Origin of the sequence: Nonomuraea ceibae, from assembly GCF_019396325.1 — a bacterium.
Classification (GTDB): domain Bacteria; phylum Actinomycetota; class Actinomycetes; order Streptosporangiales; family Streptosporangiaceae; genus Nonomuraea; species Nonomuraea ceibae.
In genome coordinates this window covers 24,347-45,948 of record NZ_JAHKRO010000078.1, presented here as the reverse complement: position 1 = coordinate 45,948, position 21,602 = coordinate 24,347, and the positions used below count along the sequence as shown (strand labels likewise).

Genomic DNA, 21,602 nt, shown 5'->3' with positions numbered 1-21,602 from the left:
GCGCTGACGTTGCGGCACAAGCGGTTCGATCACCGCCCACAGTTCGTCGCTGACCTCCCACGGCTTCAGCCTGGCCACCGTGCTCCTCTCGCTCGGCTACAGCGAGAGATCAAAGCACAACAACGATCATTCTGTTAGGCGCTCTAAGCCCTCAGCGGGAGGAGACGACCACCGAACTGTTGTGTCACCTTCTCGCAGCGAGTCCAGCCGGCGAGCCAACTCCGTCCGGGAGAATTCCTTTGCCCCTGCTGTACGGATATAGGGGCTGAGGCCGTTAAGTTCGCGGACGGCGATCAGGAGATTCAGGCCGGGCCAATCACGGATATCCCAGCCGTAGGCATCCGTGAACTCGTCGAGTTGATCTCTGGACACGCGGCTGAACCGCCTGTGCATGTAGTGGATCTGCATGAGATCCCATTCACGCGGCCCAACCGCGACATGATCCCAATCTCCCAAGACCACCCTGCCTGAGGACTCCCGCATCAGGTTGTTCGGATGCGCGTCGCCATGAATCAGGCCGAGCGGGTGCGGGAATGCCACCTCCTTCCATGCCAGGCGCAGCTCGGCAATCCGGTTCCTAAGCCAGTCACGGTGCATTGGGGACACCCCCTCGCGAACGGTCTCAATGGCCAGAGCGACACTGCCCAACGGATCCACGAACTGATCGACACCCACCGGAGCCGGCTGCAAATGAAGGCGGCACAAGATCTCACCCAGGTCCCCCATACTTGGAGCCGGTGTGGCCACTACGTCCACATAACGCCAGAAGGACACGACGCGTCCGCGAATCACGAACGGCTGGCCGTTGACCTCAGCCGGGACCACACACGGAAAGCCCAGTTCCGCAAGCCAACGCGTCACTCCCACGGATGACGCGATTTGGTTCAACGCATCTGGATTGGTCGCAATACGGACCAGAAGACCCTTACTAGGAAGCACGAAAAGAGCATTGCTATGCAGACGTAGTAGTTCAGCACGCACCATCGGCATACGAAGACGCTCGCCAACCTCATCGAGGATCGCCCTCATCTCCCCATACAGGTCGCCATCAGCCATGGCCACCATCCTGCGGCTGGAACCCAGCAGCCTCAAAAACATCCCGCACAGCGGATACCCTTCGATAGGGCGACAAAGCCGTCAGCGCTTCACCTAGCCGAATATTCACACGCCGAGAATCCAGTTGCGCAGCCGCACCGATCAGCTCATGACCAAGTGCGCAGGCCCGATCAATATCAACGCTTTTCGCCTGGGTGAGTCCGATGATTTGAACGCCGAGGGAGAACGCATGTGGGCGTATATCGCGGCGTAGCTGCAATGACTCTTCGACCGCTTGAACGGCTTGATCACCCATCCCCAGGTGGTAATAACACCGAGCCGCCTCATGCCGCAGGTGCCCCCAGTCGTACGCCTCCATCCACTCCGGCTCATCTCGGCCACCCGCCTGCTCAGAGGCAGCCGAGATCACACCCAGAGCATCCAGGGCTGCTGCACGATCCCCCTTGAGGGAGGAGCTCAATGCCTGCTTGGTGAGGATGAAGGCTCGCGCCATCGGCGGAGCGTTGACGGCCATGGCAGCTGCACCGCTGGTGTAGGCGATGGCCTGATCGAGATGCGCCCGAAAGGCGTGGTTGCCTCCACGATGACGGGCAAGCATCGCCTCGTAGATCTCCTGCTCGCCTCGGCGAGCCAAAACCCACGCTGCAAGCGTCACATCATCGCTCTCCTGCGCAATAGCGAAGGCCATGCCGAGCAAGTTCTTGGAGATGTCCGGGTGGCCGGCGTCCAGATGCATGGCAGCCACACGCAAGCCGAACTCGGTGGCGACGCTGAACAGCGCCCGCCGGACGGGAGAGGGCGTCGAGTTCTGCAGACGGGCCTGGATGACGTTGTGCAGATAGTCGGCCGCATAGGCGCGGGCATGACTACCGCCGAACTGGCGATCGCTCGCGATCAAGGCACGTAGCATATCCCTGATGACCGTGACATCAGTCTCCTGCACAGGCGGGATGCGCAGCTCCACCGAACCGGGTGCTCGAAACTCGTCATGGCGTCCAGCTGCCTCTGTGCGCGTACGACGCCGTGCGGCCGTACGATCCGGCACCAGATCAAGGAGCGCGCCGTCCGCGCCCAACGCCTTTTCCAGACACTCCGCCAGCGGCCGAGATGGGATCTTGAGGTCATTAGCCACCCGAGACAGATACCCCACGTCATAGTGAGTGAGCTTGGTTAGCCCTCGCAACGAAATGTCGCATTCAACCATAGACGCCAGCGTCTTCTCACCAAAGGTTGTCATCGCGCGCCCACGTCTCGAATGGCTGTTGACCGCTGCTTTTGTGGACCGCTGTTGCCTGTTACACGACGGACAACAGGTCAACATCTTCCACCGTAGCCAGATCTGGCGGTTGCATGGCTGCAGGCAGGCAGATGCCTACGGCCCGCAAGCTGATGGTGATCTACGTGCATGTTAAGGCGGCCCCGGCCCAGTGCGTGAACACCGGGGAGCTCCGGGGCCTTGATCAGGAATAGAGGTCCTGACCCATGCAGAAGCCCGGAGCCTTACGCGTGGCAACCCCGGGTACGGCCCGTCAGCGGGCGGATGGCATGATCACCGATCGCACGACCGGCACCACGCCTTCCAGAAGAGCTTCCTCGAGTACCTCCGCACCGGCCCCCGGCGCGCTCGAAGCCCCCGGCCAGAACCCACCGGCAAGGCGTCACGGGGGACACGCCCATCCCGGTAGGCCGCACCAGGCGGGAGACCGCCAGACCGAGGGCGGTGGTTCGGTCCGGGTCGATCCCACCCCTCTGGCCGGGGGCAGCTAGCACCCGGCCCAGCGGACGGGCACGCTAGGCCGGGGCGACTCACACGGCGTCTCTACACGCCGAAGCTCACTTCATGGCTGCCTTGGGCGGGCGCGGCGCCTGCCTCCGCAGCCGCCTGACGGGCCAGCCGCACGTCCAACGCCTCCACATCCCACGCCAGCAGCACGTTGACCAGCCCGCGCTCTACTCCCTCTATGTCCAGCGCTTGGTGTCGCCACGCCGCAGCACCCCACGCCAACTCCGTGGTGATCTCCCACTGGGGATAGCCGGCCCGCAATTCAGCCAGCCGCCGCGCCTGCCCGTCATTCATGACTGTCCCCCTCGCCCATCCGCCCCTCACCGGCTCCCGGTGTGTTGCCCGGTGTGCTGCCCGGTGTGTTGCCCGGTGTGTTGCCCGGTGTGTTGCCCGGTGTGTTGCCCGGTGTGCTGCCCGGTGTGCTGCCCGGTGTGCTGCCCGGTGTGTTGCCCGGTGTGTTGCCCGGTGCCGGATCGGCAAGCCGGAACTTCACCCGCCGAACCGGCCCCCGCGCATAGTCGCCCGCGAACGCCTTACGCTGCGTCGTGAGGTCGCTCAGCCGCACACGTGCTGACCGTGGTGGCCGAACTGCGCGGATCTGCATGGCCTGCCATCCGAGGCCAATCGCATCGAGGACGTATGCCACCGGCTGCGTGCCCTCGCCGCCGCCCGCGACATCCTGGACCTGGACGACCGCCATCCCCGCGTCCAGGGCGTCGTGCTCAACACCCCCGAAGCGCGCGAGCTCGAATGGGACGCTGGACAAATGGTCATAGCTGAGGTTGTCTGCAATCGGGTGATCACCAGGCAACGGCAGGGGGCTCATGATGGGGGCGATTCCAACCGCACCGGGCCGATTACCTCTCATCGGCCATCTGATGGGGCTCGCGCGCAACCCCTTGGCGTTCATTGCTTCACTGGGCCGCGCGGCGGATCGCGGACTGGTCCGCATCTATCTCGGTTCGGCTCCCATGTACGTCGTCACAGCGTATGAGCCGGCCGACACCCTCCTGGCGGCCCAGGCGCACACGCTCGGGGTGGGGCGCATGTTCAGACAACTCGACTCACTCATCGGCGACAGCCTTGCCACATTGGAAGGCTCCGCACATCTGCGGCGCCGGCGCCTGATGCAGCCCCCGTTTCGTCCCGGGCAGATCCCCGGGTATGGCCCCATTATCAGGCGGGGGGCACAGCGGCTGACCGAGTCGCTACGGCCGAACGTGCCAGTGTGCATCGACCGCGCGCTGTATCGGCTGACGGTGAGTGCAGCAGCCGAGGCACTGTTCTCGGTCGCTCTGGCTGGCCCCGTCGTGGCCGAGGTCGGCCGGTCGCTGCCTGTCGTCACACGTAGCGTGGCCCTACGAGCTTTCCTTCCTGAGGCGTTCGAACGCCTGCCATTGCCCCTGAACCGGCGCTATGACCTGGCAGTGCGACGGCTGCGCCACGTCATCGAGGCCGCCATTGACCAGCATCACGCCATGTCGCCGGCCGGGCGCAATCTCCTGGCTGCCCTGTGCGCCGGCCGGGACGCCGAGAGCGGGGAAGGTCTGACCGATGGTCAGGTACGCGACGAGATCATCACGATCATGTTAGCTGGCACTGACACTCCGGCCGCTGTGCTGGCCTGGAGCCTGTACGAGATCGCCCGCCGGCCTGAGGTCGAGCGGCGAGTGCACGCCGAGCTCGACACCGTGCTCGACGGACGGCCTGTCGAGGTGTCCGACGTGGCGCGCCTGCCCTACATCGGCCAAGTCCTCACCGAGGCTAACCGGCTGTACTCGGCGCTGTTGCTTATGCGCAGCACCGTCACCCCCGTGCCCGTCGGGGACGCGGTACTGCCGCCGGGCTCCGACGTGCTGCTGAGCCCGTATCTGATCCACCGCGACCACCGCTTTTTCGACGACCGCTTTGACCCGGACCGCTGGCTGCCCGATCGGGCCAGCAGGATCCCGCGCAAGGCGTTCCTGCCCTTCGGTGCCGGCCCGCACAAGTGCATCGGCGAAGCCTTCGCCTGGACCGAGATGATCGTCGTGCTAGCCACGCTCTGCTCGCGCTGGCGCCTGCGGACAGCCCCGGGGCGGACGGTGACCGCGCAGCCGAGCGTCGTCCCCAGACCGGACCAGCTCCTCATGATGCCCGAGCCCCGACGATGAGCACGGAGCCGAGCTCGGCGAGACTCGCGCGCCTGCGGTTTCCGGCAGCGCTGTCGAGGCAGGCGGGGGGATTTGCTGCCTCGGTCCTGGGTCCACGCGGCTTGTTGTTCACGTGCCAGAACAGCCGGGCGGTGACAGCTCTCGTGAGCGATCGTGATGGCTCTGGACGTTATGATCACCAGCTTCCCCGTCATCGGAGCAGGGTGTAGATCATCCCGCACATGATTGCCCCGACGAGGGTGCCGGCGACGGCCTGGGCGGCGGTGTGACCGTCGGCGCCTTCGGTGGCCGCGTACACGCCTACCCGGGCACCGGCCACGGCCACGGCCAGGACTGCCGCCACTGTTCCTATCGCGACGCCGAACTCAGCCATGCAGACGACCGCCGCGCCGGCGCTGCTCGAGGCGTGCACCGAGAGGTTCCACCCGCGACACCCGTCCGGGCGAGGCCAAACAGAGGCGATACCTACGGCGATCAGGATTGCGAAGAGGCCAGCTGCGCAGGCGACGACCGCGCGCGGTGCCGGGAAGGCGGCAACGATGATCAAACCGGTTATCAGGGAGGCGGCCGAACCTGCCACGACTACCAAAGGCTTGCCCGCATCCAGGGACGGCGCCGGATGGTGCCGAGCGGCCCAGCGGTTCAGCAGGTGCGGGATCAGCCCGGTGAAGGCTGCCGGAATGAGACCCCACAGCACGCCGGCCAAGCTCGCCGCGTGCCATCCCACCACGATGGGCAACGCGATGGCGATGAAGATGGGCAGGGGAATCGGTTCGAGTCTCCGGAAAAGGCTGTGCGGCTTCATCGTTGCCTTCCATCGCGGCGCAGCGCAGTCGGCCCCTGTGGGCGAGGGAGGATAGGGAACGGAACAGCGGGGGTGACCTGTGGCCATGCCCCCGGTTGGGTGGCCGGATCCTCGGCCGAAGGATCTACGAGTGGGCCGACGCGAGGCCGCGTACGTGGAGCTTGCCCTCGCGTACCTCGCACGCGTCGACGAAGGCCTTGACGAGAGGGTGGTGCTGGAACGCGGTCGAGACGTCGGCGAGCCGGTCGATGTCACGGTTGCCGCCTTCTGAGGCGACATGGGGGAAAGTCACCTCACTCTTCTTCAGCGGCGTTTGCGCTTCCAGGTGTCTGAGGGTCAAGACGATCCAGGCCGCTGTGGCGATCGCCTCACGGCGCCTCTTGCCGGATACGCGATGGGCCTGGACAAACTGCTGAGCCAGCTCGAGCGCTTCGACGGAACCGTAATCGCGCAAGTGACGCAATCCGTCCTCGATCTCGGTGTAGCGGGCGATGAGTGCCTGCACCGGGGCCAGGTCCGGAAGCTGAGCGCGCCGCCGGACAATCACCTGGTCCAGAGCTTCGTGCAACGGCTGGAGCGCGGCGAGGCGGCGCTGCGTGGCGCGCTGCTGGGCGACGCTGACCAGACCGAGGATCGTGACGGCGATGAAACCCAGCAGGTACCACGGCATCGGAAGCTGCAGCGCCAGATCGGTGTCCCACATCCAGGGCGGTTCAGGCAGGGCCATCGTGACCAGCGTGTAGACCGGCCGGCTCGCCACGCCGATCGAGGTCACCGTCACGGCGACCAGAGCCCAGCGCACCGCGATGTTGCTTTCCCGACGGGACAAGACGGCGAACAGCCAGACCATCACCGACAGATGCGCCAGCAGAGTGGCCTCGTAGATGACGACCATCAGCGTCTGCGCGAGACTCCCGCGATGCTCGCCCACGGCCGTGTAGGTGCCGTACAGGTCCAGGTGATTGCTGAAAGCAAGGACGATCAGGGCGAGTGAGGCGGGGATGGTGAGCATCCACGGGTACCATTGCCGGCGGCGCCACGTGGCGGTGCCAGATGGGGTGGCCGAGGCGAGAAAGAACGTGTTCACCCACGTGACCGCGCCATAGGCGAGCACAGTATCCAAGGTGAAGGCCACCGCGGGCGTGCCGGACCATTCCGTGAGCCGGTCGGCCAGTTGGGTCTGGTTGATGGTGATACTGGTGATTCCGGAGGTCAGGGCGAGCCACATCAGCAGGTGTCCCTGGGTGTGGCGCATCGCGATGCCGCGCACCAGCACGATGACCCACATCAGCGCGATGAAGACGATGTCGGCCGCGTCGCTTACCGAGCGGGTCACGCGGGTCGCCGGCGCCGGAGCGTGCCGAACGGATCGGTAAATGCACCGCGCATGTTGCGAAGTACCTCAGGAACGCCCGGGTCAATGCGGTTCACGCCGAGCAGGGGAAGTCCCGCCACCCGATAGGCGAAGCTCTCAGCTTCCTGCTCCACGTCATCGTCGAGGCCGGTCCGGCCCAGGATCTCCTGAATGGTCTCCCCAGCCAGCAGATGCAGTGTGGGTGCTGCCGCTTGGATGAGACGGGCACGGCTCATTGGCTGACCACGGTGATTGAGAGCCCAATGGCATAACTCGTGGAGGAAGACGACCTTGATGTACAGGTCTGGCGCGTCCACGGGATAGCCGATGTAGTCGCGCTCTTGCGTTCGCACGCAAAAACCGGTGACGCTGCAGGAAATCATCGGGTGCTGGCGTGAATCGAAGGGTGCGGGAATCACTTCCCGGTCGCGGATTGTGCTCAGCTTCTCGCACACCGCATCGATATCCCGTGATGGCACGAAACGACGTGGGAGCAGCCTGACGATGTCGTCGAGCCTCACCACCCGGTCTGACACCTGGCGCTCCTTCAGTTGAAGTAGCTCACTAACGGATAGGGACAAGCGCGGTAGATCCGCATCGGCGTCGTCGAAAGCAGCCATGGCTCACGTGCGACGCGGCTGTGGCCGCCTGCTTTCGGCGTGCCTGGCGTTGGCGTTCTCCAGCACGGTGACCAGCGATTCCACCGCTTTCAGATTCGCGGCCGCGAGGTTGTCTTGGTCGCCGTCGCTTTCCACTAGGCCCACCACGCGCTGCAAGAGAGCGGCCGTTGTGGGTGCGGTCCGGAAGTTCGCCGACACGACTCCCAACTCATCGAGTCGTTGTCCGACGTCGACGGCCCGGTGCAACTGCTGCAGTTCGTTGCGCAGCACAGTGCCTACATCCGGATCGGTGAAGTAGGTGATAGGCACGGCGAAGCTGTTGGCCAGCGCCAGCAGTGTCTGCGTTGTGGGCACGGCAACCTTGCCACGCACGATTTTGTTGAGATTACGACGATCGACCCCTGATTTCTCGGCCAGCTGAGGTTGCTTCAGCTGCTCCCCTGTCTGCGGATCGGGAACGAACACCATCAACAGGTTGAGCCGTTCAGATATCGGCAGAGGACCAGAGGCCGACAGGTCAGCCACCTCGTCCAGCAAGCTCTGGAGATGCGCGGCCCGCTCGTGCGGCGACGGCGGATGGTCGGGCGAGTCGGACACGGAAACGTCTCCCTCGACAAAAAGTAATGTCTGCGATCAAGCTTACAGAAGGTCGCTTCGATGCGACAAGTGCGCTCTGGGGCGACATTGACCGTTGACATTAACCGGGACATATGGTGATCGTAATAGCGCATCGAAGCGCTCTGCCATCGTCGAGAGCGCTTCGATGCGCCATTTGAGGTGGACGCCAGCATGACGACCTCGGGGCAGCCCTGGGGTCGCCATCGTTCCTGACCAGCACACGAAGGGGCCCGAGCTTGCCGAATCGTCCTCCATCACCAGGTGAGAACGCCGACGCCAGCAGCGACACCGGCTGGCGCTGCCTCAGCGACCCCCGCATCCCGGCCTGGCGCCCGGGGGATGCGGGCCGAGGTCCCGGAACCAAGGGGGGGCCGGGACCTCACGACTCCCTGTTCGCGCAGGGACGCCTGTATCAGGGCCGTGAACGGTACGGCCTCATCCCCTACGTTGCCACGATGGCCGACCAGCTCATCACCAGGTGGCAGGAGATACCCATGCCGGCCATCGGCATGTGCAGCCCCTGGAACCGGATCTTCGCCGAGCCTCCGGACTCCGACATCCACCAGAACCTGACCAGGGCTCTACCCTCCGGCATCCAGTGGCGCGCCTGGCCAATCCATGCCGTCATGCAGGGCTCGCTGGCCCACGCGGAAGCTGTGCTGACCTCCACTGATCTGGCGAGCCTGTGCAGGGGCCAGGCGTCGCCAGACCTTTCCGGCCTGCGCGAGCTGATCAAACGGTGCCACTTCCCGCTGGAGCTCGTGGAGGGACCGACCACGCTCAGCGAGCTCGGGCCGGCCGTCACCGTCCGATTGTCCCGCTGCGAACCCCTCAGCACCCTGTGGAACCTGCCAGCCCTGGCCGACGCCTACCGCCAGGTCCTGCCCGAGCCGCTAGCCGATCATCAGGCCAGCGGATTGGACTTCTACCGAAGCCACCCCGTCGCGCACTTCGCGCACCACCCCGAAGAACTCGCCATGGTCGAGTGGGCCGTCCTGGGACTGATCACCGGTGACACACCAGGCCACGTCGCACTGGAGATCGCCACGACAGCGACCGTCATCGACCGACACGCACTGCAGCATGCCGTCGTGTTCTAAGCCGACACATCTCATTCCCGGCGAAGAGGAAACCCATGGACCTTGGCCTGACCGGCAAGCGGGCCGTCGTCACCGGCGCCAGCAGGGGCATCGGACTGGCAGTCGTCCGCGAACTGCGCCAGGAGGGCGTCGACGTGGTCGCCGTGTCCCGCAACGGCAGCCACGAACTCGACGAAACCGGCGCCCATGCCGTGCGCATCGACCTGACCCTCGCAGGCGGCGCCACGCTGCTGACCAACCGCGTTGAGCGGCATTTGGGAGACGTCGACTTCTGGGTCAACTGCATCGGCGGCCCCTCCCTGCACGACGACCTCCTGCACGACGACCTCCTGCACGACGACCTCCTGCACGCCCTACAGGATTCACGGCCCACCCTGGACCTCAACGTCATCACCGCGTTGCGCCTCGCCGAACTACTCGTCCCCAGACTCATCGCACGCCGCGGCGCCATGGTGCACATCGCCGGGCTTGCTGCCCACATGCCCGGCGCCGGCCCGCTGATCTACAGCGCGGCCAAAGCGGCGCTCATCGCCATAAGCAAAGGATTAGCTGCCCGCTACGGCCCCTACGGCGTACGCAGCAACTCCATCTCCCCCGGCCCCACCGCCACCCACATGTGGGAAGGCGTGGCCGCCGCCAACGGCGTCAGCCTCGACGGCCTGCATGCGTCACTGCCCAGCCAGCTCGGCATGACCACCGGCCGCATGATCACCGCTGAAGAGATTGCCAGTCTCGCCGTTTATCTCCTCAGCACCCGCGCCGCGAGCATCACCGGCGCTGACTACGTCGTCAGCGGCGGCCTGCGTATCTAGCCAGCCAGTCGACTCCCACCCCCTGCACCCCCAGGAGGCCACCATGACTGCCGAGATCACCCGCGACACCCCGGTCCCCACGGACTTCACCCCAGGCCCGCACGGGACCATGCCCGCCAACCTCGCCCGTCGCCACCACGAGGCACCGGCGGCCCCCGTCCGCCTGCCCAGTGGCGACAAGGTGCCCATGCTGGTGACCTACGCCGACGTTCAGAATGTCCTGGCATGCCCCCACACCAGCCGTCAGGTCACCGGCCCCGGCCGCCCCCGCATGGTCGGAGCCGGCCCATCGGTCGACGACGTACCGGACGTACTCCTCAACCTGGACGGCGCGGAGCACCGCCGGCAGCGCGCCATCCTCGGCGGAGCCTTCACCGCCAAGCAGGCCGAACGCTGGCGCGAACCCTGCCGAGCCGTCGCCGACGAACTCCTCGCCGACTGCACCGAACCCGTCGTCGACCTCGTCAGCCAGTTCGCGGTGCCGCTGGCCTCCCAGGTGATCTGCCAGATCCTCGGCGTGCCACCCGGTGACCGCCAACACTTCCACACCTGGACCACAAGCTTCCTGGCCTCCTCGAACGCATCGGCCGAATCCCGCTTCGAGGCCTTCGTGTCGCTCACCCAGTACGCCGCCACCCTGATCGAGACGCATCGCGACCAGCCCGGCCAAGACCTGGTTGACCTGTTGATCCAGGCACGTGACGAAGACGACCAGCTCAACGAGAACGAGCTCGTGAACGTCTTGATCACACTCATCGTCGCCGGCCACGAAACCACCGCCATGATGATCTCGCGCGGCGTCTACCGGCTGCTGCTGCACCCCGAGCAATACCAGCAACTCGTCAACGACGGCGACCTGATCCCAGCCGCAGTGGAAGAGATCCTGAGAACAGAGGGACCCGGCAGCGACGGGCTCCTGCGTCTCGTCGCCGCCGACCTCACACTGCCTTCCGGCACGCACATCCCCGCAGGCACCGTCGTGCTGCCCAACTACCGCGCGGGCAACTTCGACCCGCACGCGTTCCCCGAGCCGTACCGCTTCGACATCCACCGCTACGCGCACGGCACCAAGGCCCTCCCCCATCTGGCCTTCGGCCACGGCCCGCATTACTGCCTGGGCGCCTCCATGGCACGGATGATGCTCCAAGAAGCCCTGTGCGCTCTCATCGCCTGGGCGCCGGCTCTACGCCCGGGCATCCCCTTGGAGTCGATCACCTGGACCAGCCAGGCGATGACCCATCAGCCGATGACTCTGCCCGTCCGCTCTGGCTAACCACGACATGCGGCCACAATCCAGGACAGCAATGGCGCCGATCGGCCCCGAGGGGCGCACTGGCTCAGGCTCCCGGAGCCCCGAACAGCACGACATCGCCATCTGCATGCCGTCGAGCTCGACCGCAGAAGGCATGATCACTCCGTACGCGGGGGAGAGAAGTTCGGCACGCCGACCGGAAGTGACTCCACTCGGGGACGCGCATAGGGCGAGATCTAGCCTCACGGCGACATCAGCCGTAGAAGCGTCCGGCAGCCGCAGACGTCATCGAGGCGGCAAGGCCACATGCCTCGAGCAGGCGGCCAACGACCCGGACCATGTTTTCAACACCTCCATCCCGCTGGCCGACCATGAGCTCATTTTCGCCCACGCGCCGGCGAAGAAGCGTGGCATCTCTTTCAACGTCCTGCTCGCCAGTCTCATCGATGAGCGCACTCGTCCAACGCCCCCTCTCATCCACCTGCGCGCAGGTCAGGGCTATAGGAAGCGACGTGATCCCAGACATGCTGCCCAACGTCGATTCGCTGCAGGCCCCAACCGAGACAGCTGCCTGATGTCGATCACTAGCTCGCCTCGGACGGAGGCGACAACGAAGACCCCATAAAAGCGAAACGCCCCGAAATCTCCGGGGCGGCCGCATTAACACCACACAACTGAACGAGGATCTCGCAATACGGGCGCCAACCACAAACGTGAGACCTCGCCGCTGACCCGCTGGTTCTACGGGCCGTACCAATTCGGGGTCCAAGGACACTTTGTTGGAGCCGACACACCAGCAGGTGCTGTCATGCCTGGAGCCACCATACAACCCCGCCCTGGACTGAGCCCAGCATTGCCTCATTTGGACGAGTGCCGCCCAAATGACAGCTCTGGACCCAGCTCGACTACCCTTCCGAGGACCTGCGCGTCCTCGGAACCCCACCGGACCGCCTATCAGGCAATGTCCGGACTCGTCGACGTGTCGCCAGTACCGCTGCGCCCAGCCACCGAAGCCGACTGGGCGACCGCGACCGCCCACGCGACCGAGACCTACGCCCGACTGGTACCCCTGCTGGCCCAGCAACTACGCATCCGCATCTCACCCGACGGTGGCAAAAGCTTCCCCGGCGGCAAGCACACCCGACCGCTCGCCCCCGTCCGGCCACAACTGCCCGACAAACCTTCCACCATCGACCTGTTCACCCCCGAAGCCACCAGCCAGGTCCTCTGGCTCGACTTCGACGTCGCCCGCACCCCTGGCCACCCAGACAGCTCTGCAACCGACCTCGTCGCCAAGCACGCCCAAGGCGTCCTCGACCTCATCACACGATGCGGCGGCCGAGCCATCCACACCCTGTCCCCCAGCGGCGGCCGCCACCTCATCATCCGCTGGTCGGCTCCTCTCCCCCACGACGAACTGCTCCGCCTCGCCCGAGCCCTGAAGCACCGCTTCCCGAGCCTGGACCTCAACCCGCTCAGCCGCGGCGGACAGATCCGCCCCCCAGGCGCCCGGCACAAGATCCACCGCGGGCGCCTCACCGGGTTCGTGCTGCTCACGATGCCGATCGAACAGGCCGAACACATCCTGCACCGGCCGTGCGGCGCAAACGTCTGGACTGCTCTCCAACAGGAGCTCACCACCGAGCTCGCCCTCCTCGACGCCCCGGCCACCAGGACCGGAGCAATGCCCTCCCTCACTGCTGGAGAGGCCGGTCGCACCTGCCCAGACTGCGACATCGTCATCGACATCCCACTCGACATCGACGGTCACCCCTGGCTCCAGCGCACCGGCGGCGCACGCCCACCACAGCCGCCCTACCAGCAGCTCGCCCTCGCCGGCGACTGGAAGGCGACAGGCGCCGCTTCTGCCTCCGAGCCGAGACTCGGCCTGCTCAACCACCTGGCCGCCGGCGGACACCGCCTCAGCGACATCCGCACCCGCATACGGTCCGGCGAATGGGCCGGACTGGCGCGCCTGCTCGACTCCCGAGCCCAGGGCACCCGAACTCCTGACCAGCAAGACGAGCTGCTGCGGAGGGACTGGCACAAGGCAGTCAGCGGAGTCGCCTGGACGAGGCATGTCCGCAAGCACCACACAAGCCAGAGCTACCTATCCACGGCGCCCCCTCTCGCTGCCGATTCTGTGTCGCCGTCTGACCGGCTGTTGGCGGGAGCTCAGGATCGACTTCAAACCGAGCGCCTTTACGATGTAGATTCGCCTAGCGTCCATGACCGAAACATCTGGGGAATCAAGACCGTCTCTCCCGCGGCAGCCGATACCCGAGTCCTGAACGCTTGGCAGCAGATCCTCCAGTGGAGGACGTGTATCTGGCTCGCTGAGCACGACCGTGAACAGCTCGAGAGCTGGGGCCGGGCCGCACCACTGGTCCGCCTCCTGCTGCGAGCGATGGCCGTGGCCGCCCGTATGGACGGCTCGGCCACCCCCGCCTTCGGCTGCCGGGCCTTGGCCCTGCTGGTCGGCGCGGACCACAGCGTCGTCGCCCGTCACCTCAAACGCCTGCGCGAAGCCCATGATCCGCTGATCGTGCTGGTGGAGGCAGGCCGGGGAAAGGCAGCTGACCGCTACCGCCTGCGCGTCCCGACCCGCTACCAGGAAGAGGCCCGATGGATCCGGTGGCGCGGCGGCTTCATCGACATCCTCCACCCCGCCCTGCACGAACTCGGAGCCATCGCAGCCCTCGTGCTCGGCGTGCTGACGACCGCACCCACCGGCGCGACCCAGGTCGCCCGCCTGGCTCGAGTCTCCCGGTCGGCCGGCGCTGAGGCGCTGCGCACGCTGGCGGCATACAACCTGGCCGTGCGCGAGCCCGGAGGCTGGGTCCGCGGCTCCGCCGACCTCGACCAGGTCGCCATCGAACTCGGAGCCAAGGCGGAATGGGACGAGCGACGTAAACGGTATGAAAAGGAGAGGGCAGACTGGCACGCGATCGTCGACATGTGGAACGACCCGGCTTACGAGCGCGAACGGCCCGTCGCTGTAGCGAAGACGGACGGCCCCGAACCGCCATGGCCTGTTGCGCCCAGTCTGGAAGGCGCGCCGGAAGAAGCATTCGAGGCGAACGAACCGACCGGTGCGAGCACCCCGGACGACATGGCCGTTCCCGGGCCTCACCGCTCCAGACGCGACACAGGCGTACCGCGCCGCGGCCGGCCGCTGGCGATTCCTGGCCGTGAAAGCCCGCCAACGGAAGCTCTCGCGCTGGTCGAGTCCGCTGGGGGAGCGCCGCCTACACGCCTTACAAGATCATCTTTTTCTGGCCTGCGAGAAGGGGCCAAAATCCCAAGATAACTATCGTGCCTGCGAGGACCGGGGGCACGCGACAACACGACCTTCCCCCTGTACGTGGTGGTGTTGCGATCCCTCCAGGGGTGATGAGCGACCCCAGCTCCAGGGCAAGGGCCACGCTGAGCAGGTCATCAGTTGCGATCCCTCCAGGGGTGATGAGCGACGAGGCCGTCCGCCACCACCTGCACCGGCTGCTGGAGTTGCGATCCCTCCAGGGGTGATGAGCGACACGGCGACCATGTTCAGCCAGCCGGACGCGGGATGGGGTTGCGATCCCTCCAGGGGTGATGAGCGACCCGGAGATGATGCCGTCCCTCGGCGCTGAACCCGCACGGTTGCGATCCCTCCAGGGGTGATGAGCGACCTGGCCGTCCTCGCCTACCAGCCGGGCGGAGTGACGTTGTTGCGATCCCTCCAGGGGTGATGAGCGACCAGCGACCGCCGGTCAGCACCGTCAGGGCCCAGACGGCTTTGCCGTGTTGCGATCCCTCCAGGGGTGATGAGCGACCCACCAGGTGCGCGTCCACGTCGTCACGGTCGCCTGTTGCGATCCCTCCAGGGGTGATGAGCGACATGCACACCCGGGCCGGCTCCCGCGCGCTGACGTTGCGATCCCTCCAGGGGTGATGAGCGACTGGACCCGGCCGCCCGGTCGGTGGCCGTGACCTGCATGTTGCGATCCCTCCAGGGGTGATGAGCGACGCCGGTCACGTGGGAGGCCGGGGCCATCGGCCAGTGCCGTTGCGATCCCTCCAGGGGTGATGAGCGACCCGAACAGGCCATCCCCCGCATCGCCACCGCCATCGGTTGCGATCCCTCCAGGGGTGATGAGCGACAAGTAGCTGATCGCGGTCTGGGCCGGGTCGCCGTGTTGCGATCCCTCCAGGGGTGATGAGCGACCCGGCTTCGTGATGCGCAACAACACACCGCGCGGGTTGCGATCCCTCCAGGGGTGATGAGCGACCGCCACCCCGAACAGGCTGGAGAGCGTCTGCGTGCCGTTGCGATCCCTCCAGGGGTGATGAGCGACCGCTGACCATGACTCCACCGTGGCGATGCGCCGCGGTTGCGATCCCTCCAGGGGTGATGAGCGACGCGTCGTCGAGGGTGATGGTCTGGCGGGTGGCGTCGCGTTGCGATCCCTCCAGGGGTGATGAGCGACCGGTGAGGGTGATGCGCTGGTCGGCGGGCAGTTCGGGTTGCGATCCCTCCAGGGGTGATGAGCGACCCAGGCGATCACCGCAAGGATGCTCGCCGAGGAGCGGAGTTGCGATCCCTCCAGGGGTGATGAGCGACCGAGCTCCGGATCGACGGAGGGGGCCTCCACCTCGGGTTGCGATCCCTCCAGGGGTGATGAGCGACCGCCGAGCTGGGCGTGCCACTGCCGGCCCCGGGGCGTGTTGCGATCCCTCCAGGGGTGATGAGCGACGGTCACCCATGTCTGAGACGTTCACACTGATCAGGTTGCGATCCCTCCAGGGGTGATGAGCGACGTGCACGCCCGCGTCCGCCGGCAGCTTCCCGTCGGGTTGCGATCCCTCCAGGGGTGATGAGCGACCCATCCGGGTCAGCCCGCCGGACACCGGTCGCTCGCGTTGCGATCCCTCCAGGGGTGATGAGCGACTCGCTGTAGGCGGCCGCCAGCATCAGCAGCTCGTGGTGGTTGCGATCCCTCCAGGGGTGATGAGCGACCGCGGCGTACATCGCCGTCTCACTGCACTGGTCGCCGGTTGCGATCCCTCCAGGGGTGATGAGCGACACCTGGTCGAGCGGGTGGACGGCCCCGACAACCCGGAGGTTGCGATCCCTCCAGGGGTGATGAGCGACTCGCGATCGGGCGGGGGAGTGATCCGGTGTCGCGGTTGCGATCCCTCCAGGGGTGATGAGCGACCCGAGGGTAAAGTTGCACGTCAGAGCCATCGTCTGCCGCCCTTCGGTGGTGTGTTTTGCAGCAGTCCGCCGGTAGTGCAGAAGCCCAGGTCAGAGGGGTGCACTCACAGGACCGGGTCGATGTTGCCAAGGGCCTGGCCGATGAGGTCGGTCTGGATGTTGTGAGGCGTTTGGGTTCGGTACACGAGGATACTGTCGTAGCTCGGATCAATCTGAGCCTTGATCGCACTCATCAGCTTCCGATGCTGCGCAGTAGAAAGTTCGCCTTGAAAGACGCTCCGCTGAACCCAGTGCAAGTACTGCCGGCAGGTCCTGAGAATTGCGGGATTGCGTTCGGCAAGAGTGTCGTAGACGAGTATGACGAACACGATCACCACCAGGGCCGGAACGGCTTGTAGGCGGCTCCTTCGAGGCATAGCCGTACCAGTTTGAGCGCCTCGAGGTGAATGAGCTCCTCGTACGCGACCTTCCGGCGCAGTGGCCTGTGGTGGACGGTGGTGGCCAGCTCGGCCCGGATAAGCTCAGAAACCTTCTTACGCCCTTCCTTGCTGAGTGACGCATTGCCGACGTCGCTTTCGAAATCGCTTGGTCGTAACGCCTTCTGGGCGGCAGCGCGTTTCAGCAGGCGCTCGGCGAACAACGGCTTGAAGGGCTCGGCGAGATCCAGCGCAAGCGTGTTGCGACGCCGATCGGTGTCGGCGTGAAGGAACCCAAGAGCCGGATGCAGCGGCGTACAGCGCAGTGCCGTCAGGACGCGGGCGTACGTGATGGAATTGGCGTAGCTGATGAAAGCGTTGCCCGCGTTCGCAGGCGGCCGCCGGCTGCGTCCTTCGAGGCGTAGCCATGGCGGCAGGATGGTGTCCAGGACGCCCCAGGCGGTACGGCGGAAGTTGCCCTCGGCCCCCATGAGCTGATCGCTGGTCCGGCAGGTGGAGAGCTGCTCGGTCAGCCGGTCCAGCGGGGCGTCGAGAAGGTCCGTGTCCAGCGCCCAGCGGACGTTGGCTGCCGTGGCCGCGATGAGCGATCGGCCGATCTCCAGACGCTTGTCGTCCGTGCTCGCGACTGCGACCTGGCTGCGGAGGACATGTGCCGAGCTGGTGTCCTCGGCGGGTGCGATGGCGCCGGCGTAGTTGCCGTAGTGGTCGAGGATGTGGACCATGACGCCGTGCCTGCTGAGCAGCGATACCGCCGAGGTGTTGATGTCCACGTGGTCGAAGGCGACCAGGTCGCGGATGTCGGTGATGGGAACGCGTACGGGCGTTTGATCTGGACGCTCGATGCGAACGCTGTTGTCCTCACGGCGGATGCGGCAGGGCTGGGTGAGCCAGTATGTGCGGGAGGCGGCGGTCATGAGTCTCCCCAGCAGTAGTCGATGTAGGAGCATCCCCGGCAGCGCTGACGCGCCAGCCGGGGCGGTGCGTCCGGCCGGCTGATCGTGGTCCGGGCCTGGTGCTCGGTGTCTTCGGCCAGCGCGCGGGCTGGGCCGTTCCACTCGACGGTGGTGGTACGGCGAATGAGCGGATAGTGGATGACGCCGTGCTGGACGGTCACGCCTCTCCGCTCCAGCAGCAGGCAGTAGTGGCGGACCTGCGCCTCGTGCTGCTCCGACGGTGCCCGGGACGACTTGGTCTCGTGGACCACAGCGCCTGTCGTGACCCAGTCGATCTTCGCCTCGCCCAGGTCGACGTCTCGTCGGCGCACGTAGGTCGTGTCGTCGACGGCTTCCCCGTACGCGACCGCGTCGCTGCGTTGTTCGGGCCGGTAGCCGCGCATGTAGAGCCAGAGCTGGCGAGGACAGTGGAGCAGGTACTTGATGTGGACACCGCCGATGTCGCTCACAGCACAGTCTCCGGGACGGCGACCGGCCGGCTGCTGAGGTCCAGCCCCAGGACGGGGTCGTAGTCGGCGTCGACGACCCAGAGGCGTAGGTCGCGTTTGACGAATTCCGCACGCCCGGCGGCTCGCAACGCCGCGAGCTGGGCGTATCGGATGGGGATGAGGAGCCCGGCCGCGAGCAGGGGGTCCCTTTCGGCCTCGATCTGATACGCCTTCATGTCTGCTCTAAGCAGCACCTCCACGGTGTCGAACGCCTCGTCGAGCTTGTCGGCGAACTCGCTGCGATCATGGAATGGGTCGGGGAACGTGAGGAATGCCTGCCGGAATTCGTCGCGGTTGCGCTCGGCCTCGACCGCCCAGTTGAGTCCCCACGGGGTGGCGTAGGCGATGTCGAGCCAGGCTTCGACGCTCTCTTCGGAGATTTCAGGCCCTGGCACGGCGGTCAAGGCGGTGAGCGAGGCGTTCAGCGCACCCTCTTGGTACGGCCTGCCAGGGATCACGTCGGTGTGGACGCGAAACTCGACGAGCCCATCAGGGTGCCGGCCGCGCCGGTTGATGCGGCCCGCGCGTTGGGCGATGGCCTCGATGGGCGCCAGCTCGGTGACGCCTCGATCGAAGTCCAGGCAGAGCGAGACCTCGACGGCTTGGGTGGCCACGACCAGGCCGCCGCGTGGCGCGGTCTCTCCCGGCTTGCGTTCCGGGTATCGATGGAGGATACGACGCTCTATCTCGGCGCGGTCCCGGGAGCGGAACCGCGAGTGCAACAGCATCGCGTCGTGGTGGTCCAGTCGTTGATACAGCTCCTGCGCCATGGCGACCGTGTTGGCGATCACCAGCACGCTCTGCCCCTCGTCCAGCCAGCCTTGGATGCGCTCCAGGCTCGCGTCGGAGCTGATCGGATCCGCGTCCAAGGTGAGCCGGTGCCGCGCAGGTGCTGTTCCCGCCGGGGCCCGGCGCACCTCGGCCCGGCCGAGGGTGTCCTCGATCAGCCGGATCATCGGCTTGGCGAGGGTGGCGGACAGGACTGCGACCCGGCTGCCCATCTGCTGCCACAGCTGCATACAGGCGCATATCCGCCCGAAGGTCGCCGGCTCGTACGCGTGCAGCTCGTCCAGCACCATCAGGGCGTTGGCCTGTTCGAGCAGGACACTGGAGTAGCGAGGCCCGGCGATGGCCCCTCGCAAGAGCTGGTGGGGCGTGGCGACCCTGACCCGCTGGCTGAACAGCCGCATCGCACGGGAGCGGGCTCGGGCTCGGCGGGCGTCGGCCGGGCCGGGCGTGCAGTCGTCGGCGACTGCCCTGCTCAGCAGCGTGCGCGCGGCGGTGGCGTGGAGTACGCCGATGTCCGGCTGCTCCTGGCCGGGACCGGCATCGAGGTGATCGATGAAGCGATCACGCGCGGCGTCGATGGACGCTCGGTACGGCAGAAGCCAGACCAGGCGGGGCTGGCCGGGCAGGTCGTCGAGCTGACGGGAGGCCCAGGCGAGTCCCGCCTCGGTCTTGCCGCTCCCTGTGGGCGACACCAGGATGAGGTGCTCAGTGGTGCTCGCGGCCTCCTGCTGGTGTGGGTACGGCGTCGGCAGCCGGTTCAGGAAGTCCCGCGGTAGCGGCATGTGCGTCTGCAGGGGTACGTGCGCGGAACCGGAGTGATCCGCCAGCGTCACCGCGCCCTGCAGCAGTACGGCCACCAGTCCGTCGTCCTCGCTGATGGGATCGATCCACTCGGCGGACAGCTGGGCGAAAGCGTCGCGGGCAAGCTCCCACAGCCGCCGATCGTTGGCAGGGACAGGAACGTCCAGCTGGCGCGCGAGCCACGCCAGCCAGGCGCGATGGCGGGCGGCGGGGACCTGGATGCGGGGGCGGCCGAGAACCGGTGCCGGATCCCGGCCGAACTTCCGCTCCCAGGCCGCCACCGGTGGATACATGGAGCGCAGGTCGCCGCTGCGATGTGAGGTGAGCGGCCGGTGATGGAACGCCACTCCGGCAGCGATCATCTTGCGCTCGTGCGGGTCCAGATGGCCGGTGAGCAGATCGACGTAGGCAAGGGACAGGACTTCGTGCCGTTCGCCCCAGCTCTCGGCGCCGGGGCGAAGCTGACGTTGAAAGCCCTCGGCTACCTTTCCCGCATCGTGCAGCAGTGCGGCCTTCTCCGCCCAGGACCAGAATTCCGGATGCGACGCCAGCACACCGGGAGAGCCGATCCGCTGGGCGATCGTACGGGTGGCATCCCTGACCGTGAGGCTGTGTTCCATCAGCAGCTCCGGGCGGCCCAAGCCCGAGCCGCTGGCGGACTTGGCCAACACCTGGGACAACTGCTGCTCGTGCTCGTCGTCCGCGGCAGGTGAACTCAACCAAACAGCCTGATCTCCGTCGCGGTAGGCACCCACGACCGCGTGCTCGCCCGCAGGCTCGGAGCACCACTGGTAGCTGCGGTATTCGGTACGGCCACGGTCGGCGCTGATCGATTCGGCTAGCTGCAACGTGCTGGCCAGCGGAGCTTCGTGGCCTCCGATCGGCGCCAGCGCGTGTCCCACCGTGGCCCGTTCAGCGGGATGCAGGGTGACCTCGCGGACGGAGACGACATGTACGAGATCTTGGGAACGCCCCAGCCGCAGCCCCCACACCGGCCGCCGCAACGCCTGCTCGATCCGCTTCCCGTCCGGAGCGGGAATCCAGATCGTTAACCGTACCCCGATGAGGAAGGGCCTGTCGCGGATGGTCATGCCGCCCTTGCCTGCCGCCACCCGGCCTGCGACGGCTGGGTTGGAGCCGTCGGCGGCGATGGGGTGGTAGGTCTCGGCGTCCACACCCCGCCCGTCAGCGGATGCCGCCAGGCCGAGCGTGATCGGCTCGCTGGCGCGGCCCGTGGCCGCGGCCAGCATGCCGCGTACGGTGGAGGGCGGCGGAACCGGCAGGCAACGGCTGACGCCGGGGAACATCGGGTCGCGGAAGGAAGCGACCGGGGCGTAGAGATCCACCCGGACCGCCTGGATCGGGCCGGGCACGCTGCTCACCG

Annotated in this window: 18 protein-coding genes and 1 CRISPR repeat array; of the genes, 5 read left to right on the top strand and 13 right to left on the bottom strand. The window is 66.6% G+C overall.

The features are described from left to right. Window positions 1-126: 126 nt before the first annotated feature. The 4 genes from KME80_RS34660 to KME80_RS34645 all read right to left on the bottom strand — a co-directional run bounded on the left by KME80_RS34660 (window position 127) and on the right by KME80_RS34645 (window position 3,665). Window positions 127-1,056, bottom strand: a complete 930-nt coding sequence (locus tag KME80_RS34660) for an aminoglycoside phosphotransferase family protein (protein WP_219510943.1) — start codon at window positions 1,054-1,056, stop codon at window positions 127-129. After that, window positions 1,049-2,293, bottom strand: coding sequence for an NsdA family TPR-like regulatory protein (locus tag KME80_RS34655; protein WP_219510942.1), 1,245 nt, complete (start codon window positions 2,291-2,293; stop codon window positions 1,049-1,051). The genes KME80_RS34660 and KME80_RS34655 overlap by 8 nt, the downstream gene beginning before the upstream one ends. Window positions 2,294-2,875: 582 nt before the next feature. Further along, window positions 2,876-3,133 (bottom strand): hypothetical protein, encoded by a 258-nt coding sequence (locus tag KME80_RS34650; RefSeq protein ID WP_219510940.1) that lies wholly within the window; start codon window positions 3,131-3,133, stop codon window positions 2,876-2,878. Continuing rightward, window positions 3,126-3,665, bottom strand: coding sequence for a hypothetical protein (locus KME80_RS34645; protein ID WP_219510938.1), 540 nt, complete (start codon window positions 3,663-3,665; stop codon window positions 3,126-3,128). Before KME80_RS34645 ends, KME80_RS34650 begins: the two co-directional genes overlap by 8 nt. Here KME80_RS34645 and KME80_RS34640 point away from each other — a divergent pair. Beyond that, complete coding sequence (locus tag KME80_RS34640; protein WP_308126046.1) at window positions 3,664-4,992, top strand: cytochrome P450; 1,329 nt, start codon at window positions 3,664-3,666, stop codon at window positions 4,990-4,992. The two genes, KME80_RS34645 and KME80_RS34640, sit on opposite strands and share 2 nt — an antisense overlap. Window positions 4,993-5,182: 190 nt before the next feature. On the opposite strand, the gene KME80_RS34635 is transcribed toward KME80_RS34640, so the two are convergent. From KME80_RS34635 to KME80_RS34620, 4 genes are all read right to left on the bottom strand, one after another. Next, the gene (locus KME80_RS34635; protein ID WP_219510935.1) at window positions 5,183-5,797 is read right to left on the bottom strand and encodes a hypothetical protein; all 615 of its coding nucleotides are present in this window, start codon (window positions 5,795-5,797) and stop codon (window positions 5,183-5,185) included. Between the two features lie 124 nt (window positions 5,798-5,921). Next, window positions 5,922-7,133 (bottom strand): DUF6545 domain-containing protein, encoded by a 1,212-nt coding sequence (locus KME80_RS34630; protein ID WP_219510933.1) that lies wholly within the window; start codon window positions 7,131-7,133, stop codon window positions 5,922-5,924. After that, window positions 7,130-7,687, bottom strand: a complete 558-nt coding sequence (locus KME80_RS34625; protein ID WP_219510932.1) for a hypothetical protein — start codon at window positions 7,685-7,687, stop codon at window positions 7,130-7,132. The genes KME80_RS34630 and KME80_RS34625 overlap by 4 nt, the downstream gene beginning before the upstream one ends. Before the next feature lie 87 nt (window positions 7,688-7,774). Further along, a complete protein-coding gene (locus KME80_RS34620) occupies window positions 7,775-8,368 on the bottom strand; it encodes a helix-turn-helix transcriptional regulator (protein ID WP_219510930.1) in 594 nt (197 codons plus the stop codon). Between the two features lie 476 nt (window positions 8,369-8,844). Between KME80_RS34620 and KME80_RS34615 the strand changes: the two genes are divergently transcribed. The 3 genes from KME80_RS34615 to KME80_RS34605 are packed head-to-tail and all read left to right on the top strand — an operon-like array spanning window position 8,845 to window position 11,574. Next, a complete protein-coding gene (locus KME80_RS34615) occupies window positions 8,845-9,489 on the top strand; it encodes a hypothetical protein (protein WP_219510928.1) in 645 nt (214 codons plus the stop codon). A gap of 35 nt (window positions 9,490-9,524) precedes the next feature. Beyond that, the gene (locus tag KME80_RS34610) at window positions 9,525-10,301 is read left to right on the top strand and encodes an SDR family NAD(P)-dependent oxidoreductase (protein ID WP_219510926.1); all 777 of its coding nucleotides are present in this window, start codon (window positions 9,525-9,527) and stop codon (window positions 10,299-10,301) included. Between the two features lie 43 nt (window positions 10,302-10,344). Further along, window positions 10,345-11,574, top strand: coding sequence for a cytochrome P450 (locus tag KME80_RS34605; RefSeq protein WP_219510924.1), 1,230 nt, complete (start codon window positions 10,345-10,347; stop codon window positions 11,572-11,574). 232 nt (window positions 11,575-11,806) lie between these two features. On the opposite strand, the gene KME80_RS34600 is transcribed toward KME80_RS34605, so the two are convergent. After that, window positions 11,807-12,079, bottom strand: coding sequence for a hypothetical protein (locus KME80_RS34600; RefSeq protein ID WP_219510923.1), 273 nt, complete (start codon window positions 12,077-12,079; stop codon window positions 11,807-11,809). Window positions 12,080-12,514: 435 nt separating this feature from the next. Here KME80_RS34600 and KME80_RS34595 point away from each other — a divergent pair, with 435 nt between their 5' ends. Then, on the top strand, window positions 12,515-14,863 hold the full coding sequence (locus KME80_RS34595; protein ID WP_219510921.1) for a hypothetical protein: 2,349 nt from the start codon (window positions 12,515-12,517) through the stop codon (window positions 14,861-14,863). 62 nt (window positions 14,864-14,925) lie between these two features. Continuing rightward, window positions 14,926-16,751: direct repeats of the CRISPR family, unit length 30 nt; unit sequence GTTGCGATCCCTCCAGGGGTGATGAGCGAC. A gap of 103 nt (window positions 16,752-16,854) precedes the next feature. Here KME80_RS34595 and cas2 read toward each other — a convergent pair. Genes cas2 through cas3 form a run of 4 tightly spaced genes read right to left on the bottom strand, consistent with a single transcriptional unit; the run spans window position 16,855 to window position 21,600 of the window. Continuing rightward, window positions 16,855-17,118, bottom strand: coding sequence for a CRISPR-associated endonuclease Cas2 (gene cas2 / locus KME80_RS34590; RefSeq protein ID WP_219510920.1), 264 nt, complete (start codon window positions 17,116-17,118; stop codon window positions 16,855-16,857). Window positions 17,119-17,120: 2 nt separating this feature from the next. Beyond that, on the bottom strand, window positions 17,121-18,101 hold the full coding sequence (gene cas1b / locus KME80_RS34585) for a type I-B CRISPR-associated endonuclease Cas1b (protein WP_219510918.1): 981 nt from the start codon (window positions 18,099-18,101) through the stop codon (window positions 17,121-17,123). After that, window positions 18,098-18,589: a CRISPR-associated protein Cas4 gene (locus tag KME80_RS34580; RefSeq protein ID WP_219510916.1), complete on the bottom strand. Its 492-nt coding sequence runs from the start codon at window positions 18,587-18,589 to the stop codon at window positions 18,098-18,100. Before KME80_RS34580 ends, cas1b begins: the two co-directional genes overlap by 4 nt. After that, window positions 18,586-21,600, bottom strand: coding sequence for a CRISPR-associated helicase Cas3' (gene cas3, locus KME80_RS34575; protein ID WP_308126045.1), 3,015 nt, complete (start codon window positions 21,598-21,600; stop codon window positions 18,586-18,588). The genes KME80_RS34580 and cas3 overlap by 4 nt, the downstream gene beginning before the upstream one ends. Between the last annotated feature and the right edge of the window lie 2 nt (window positions 21,601-21,602).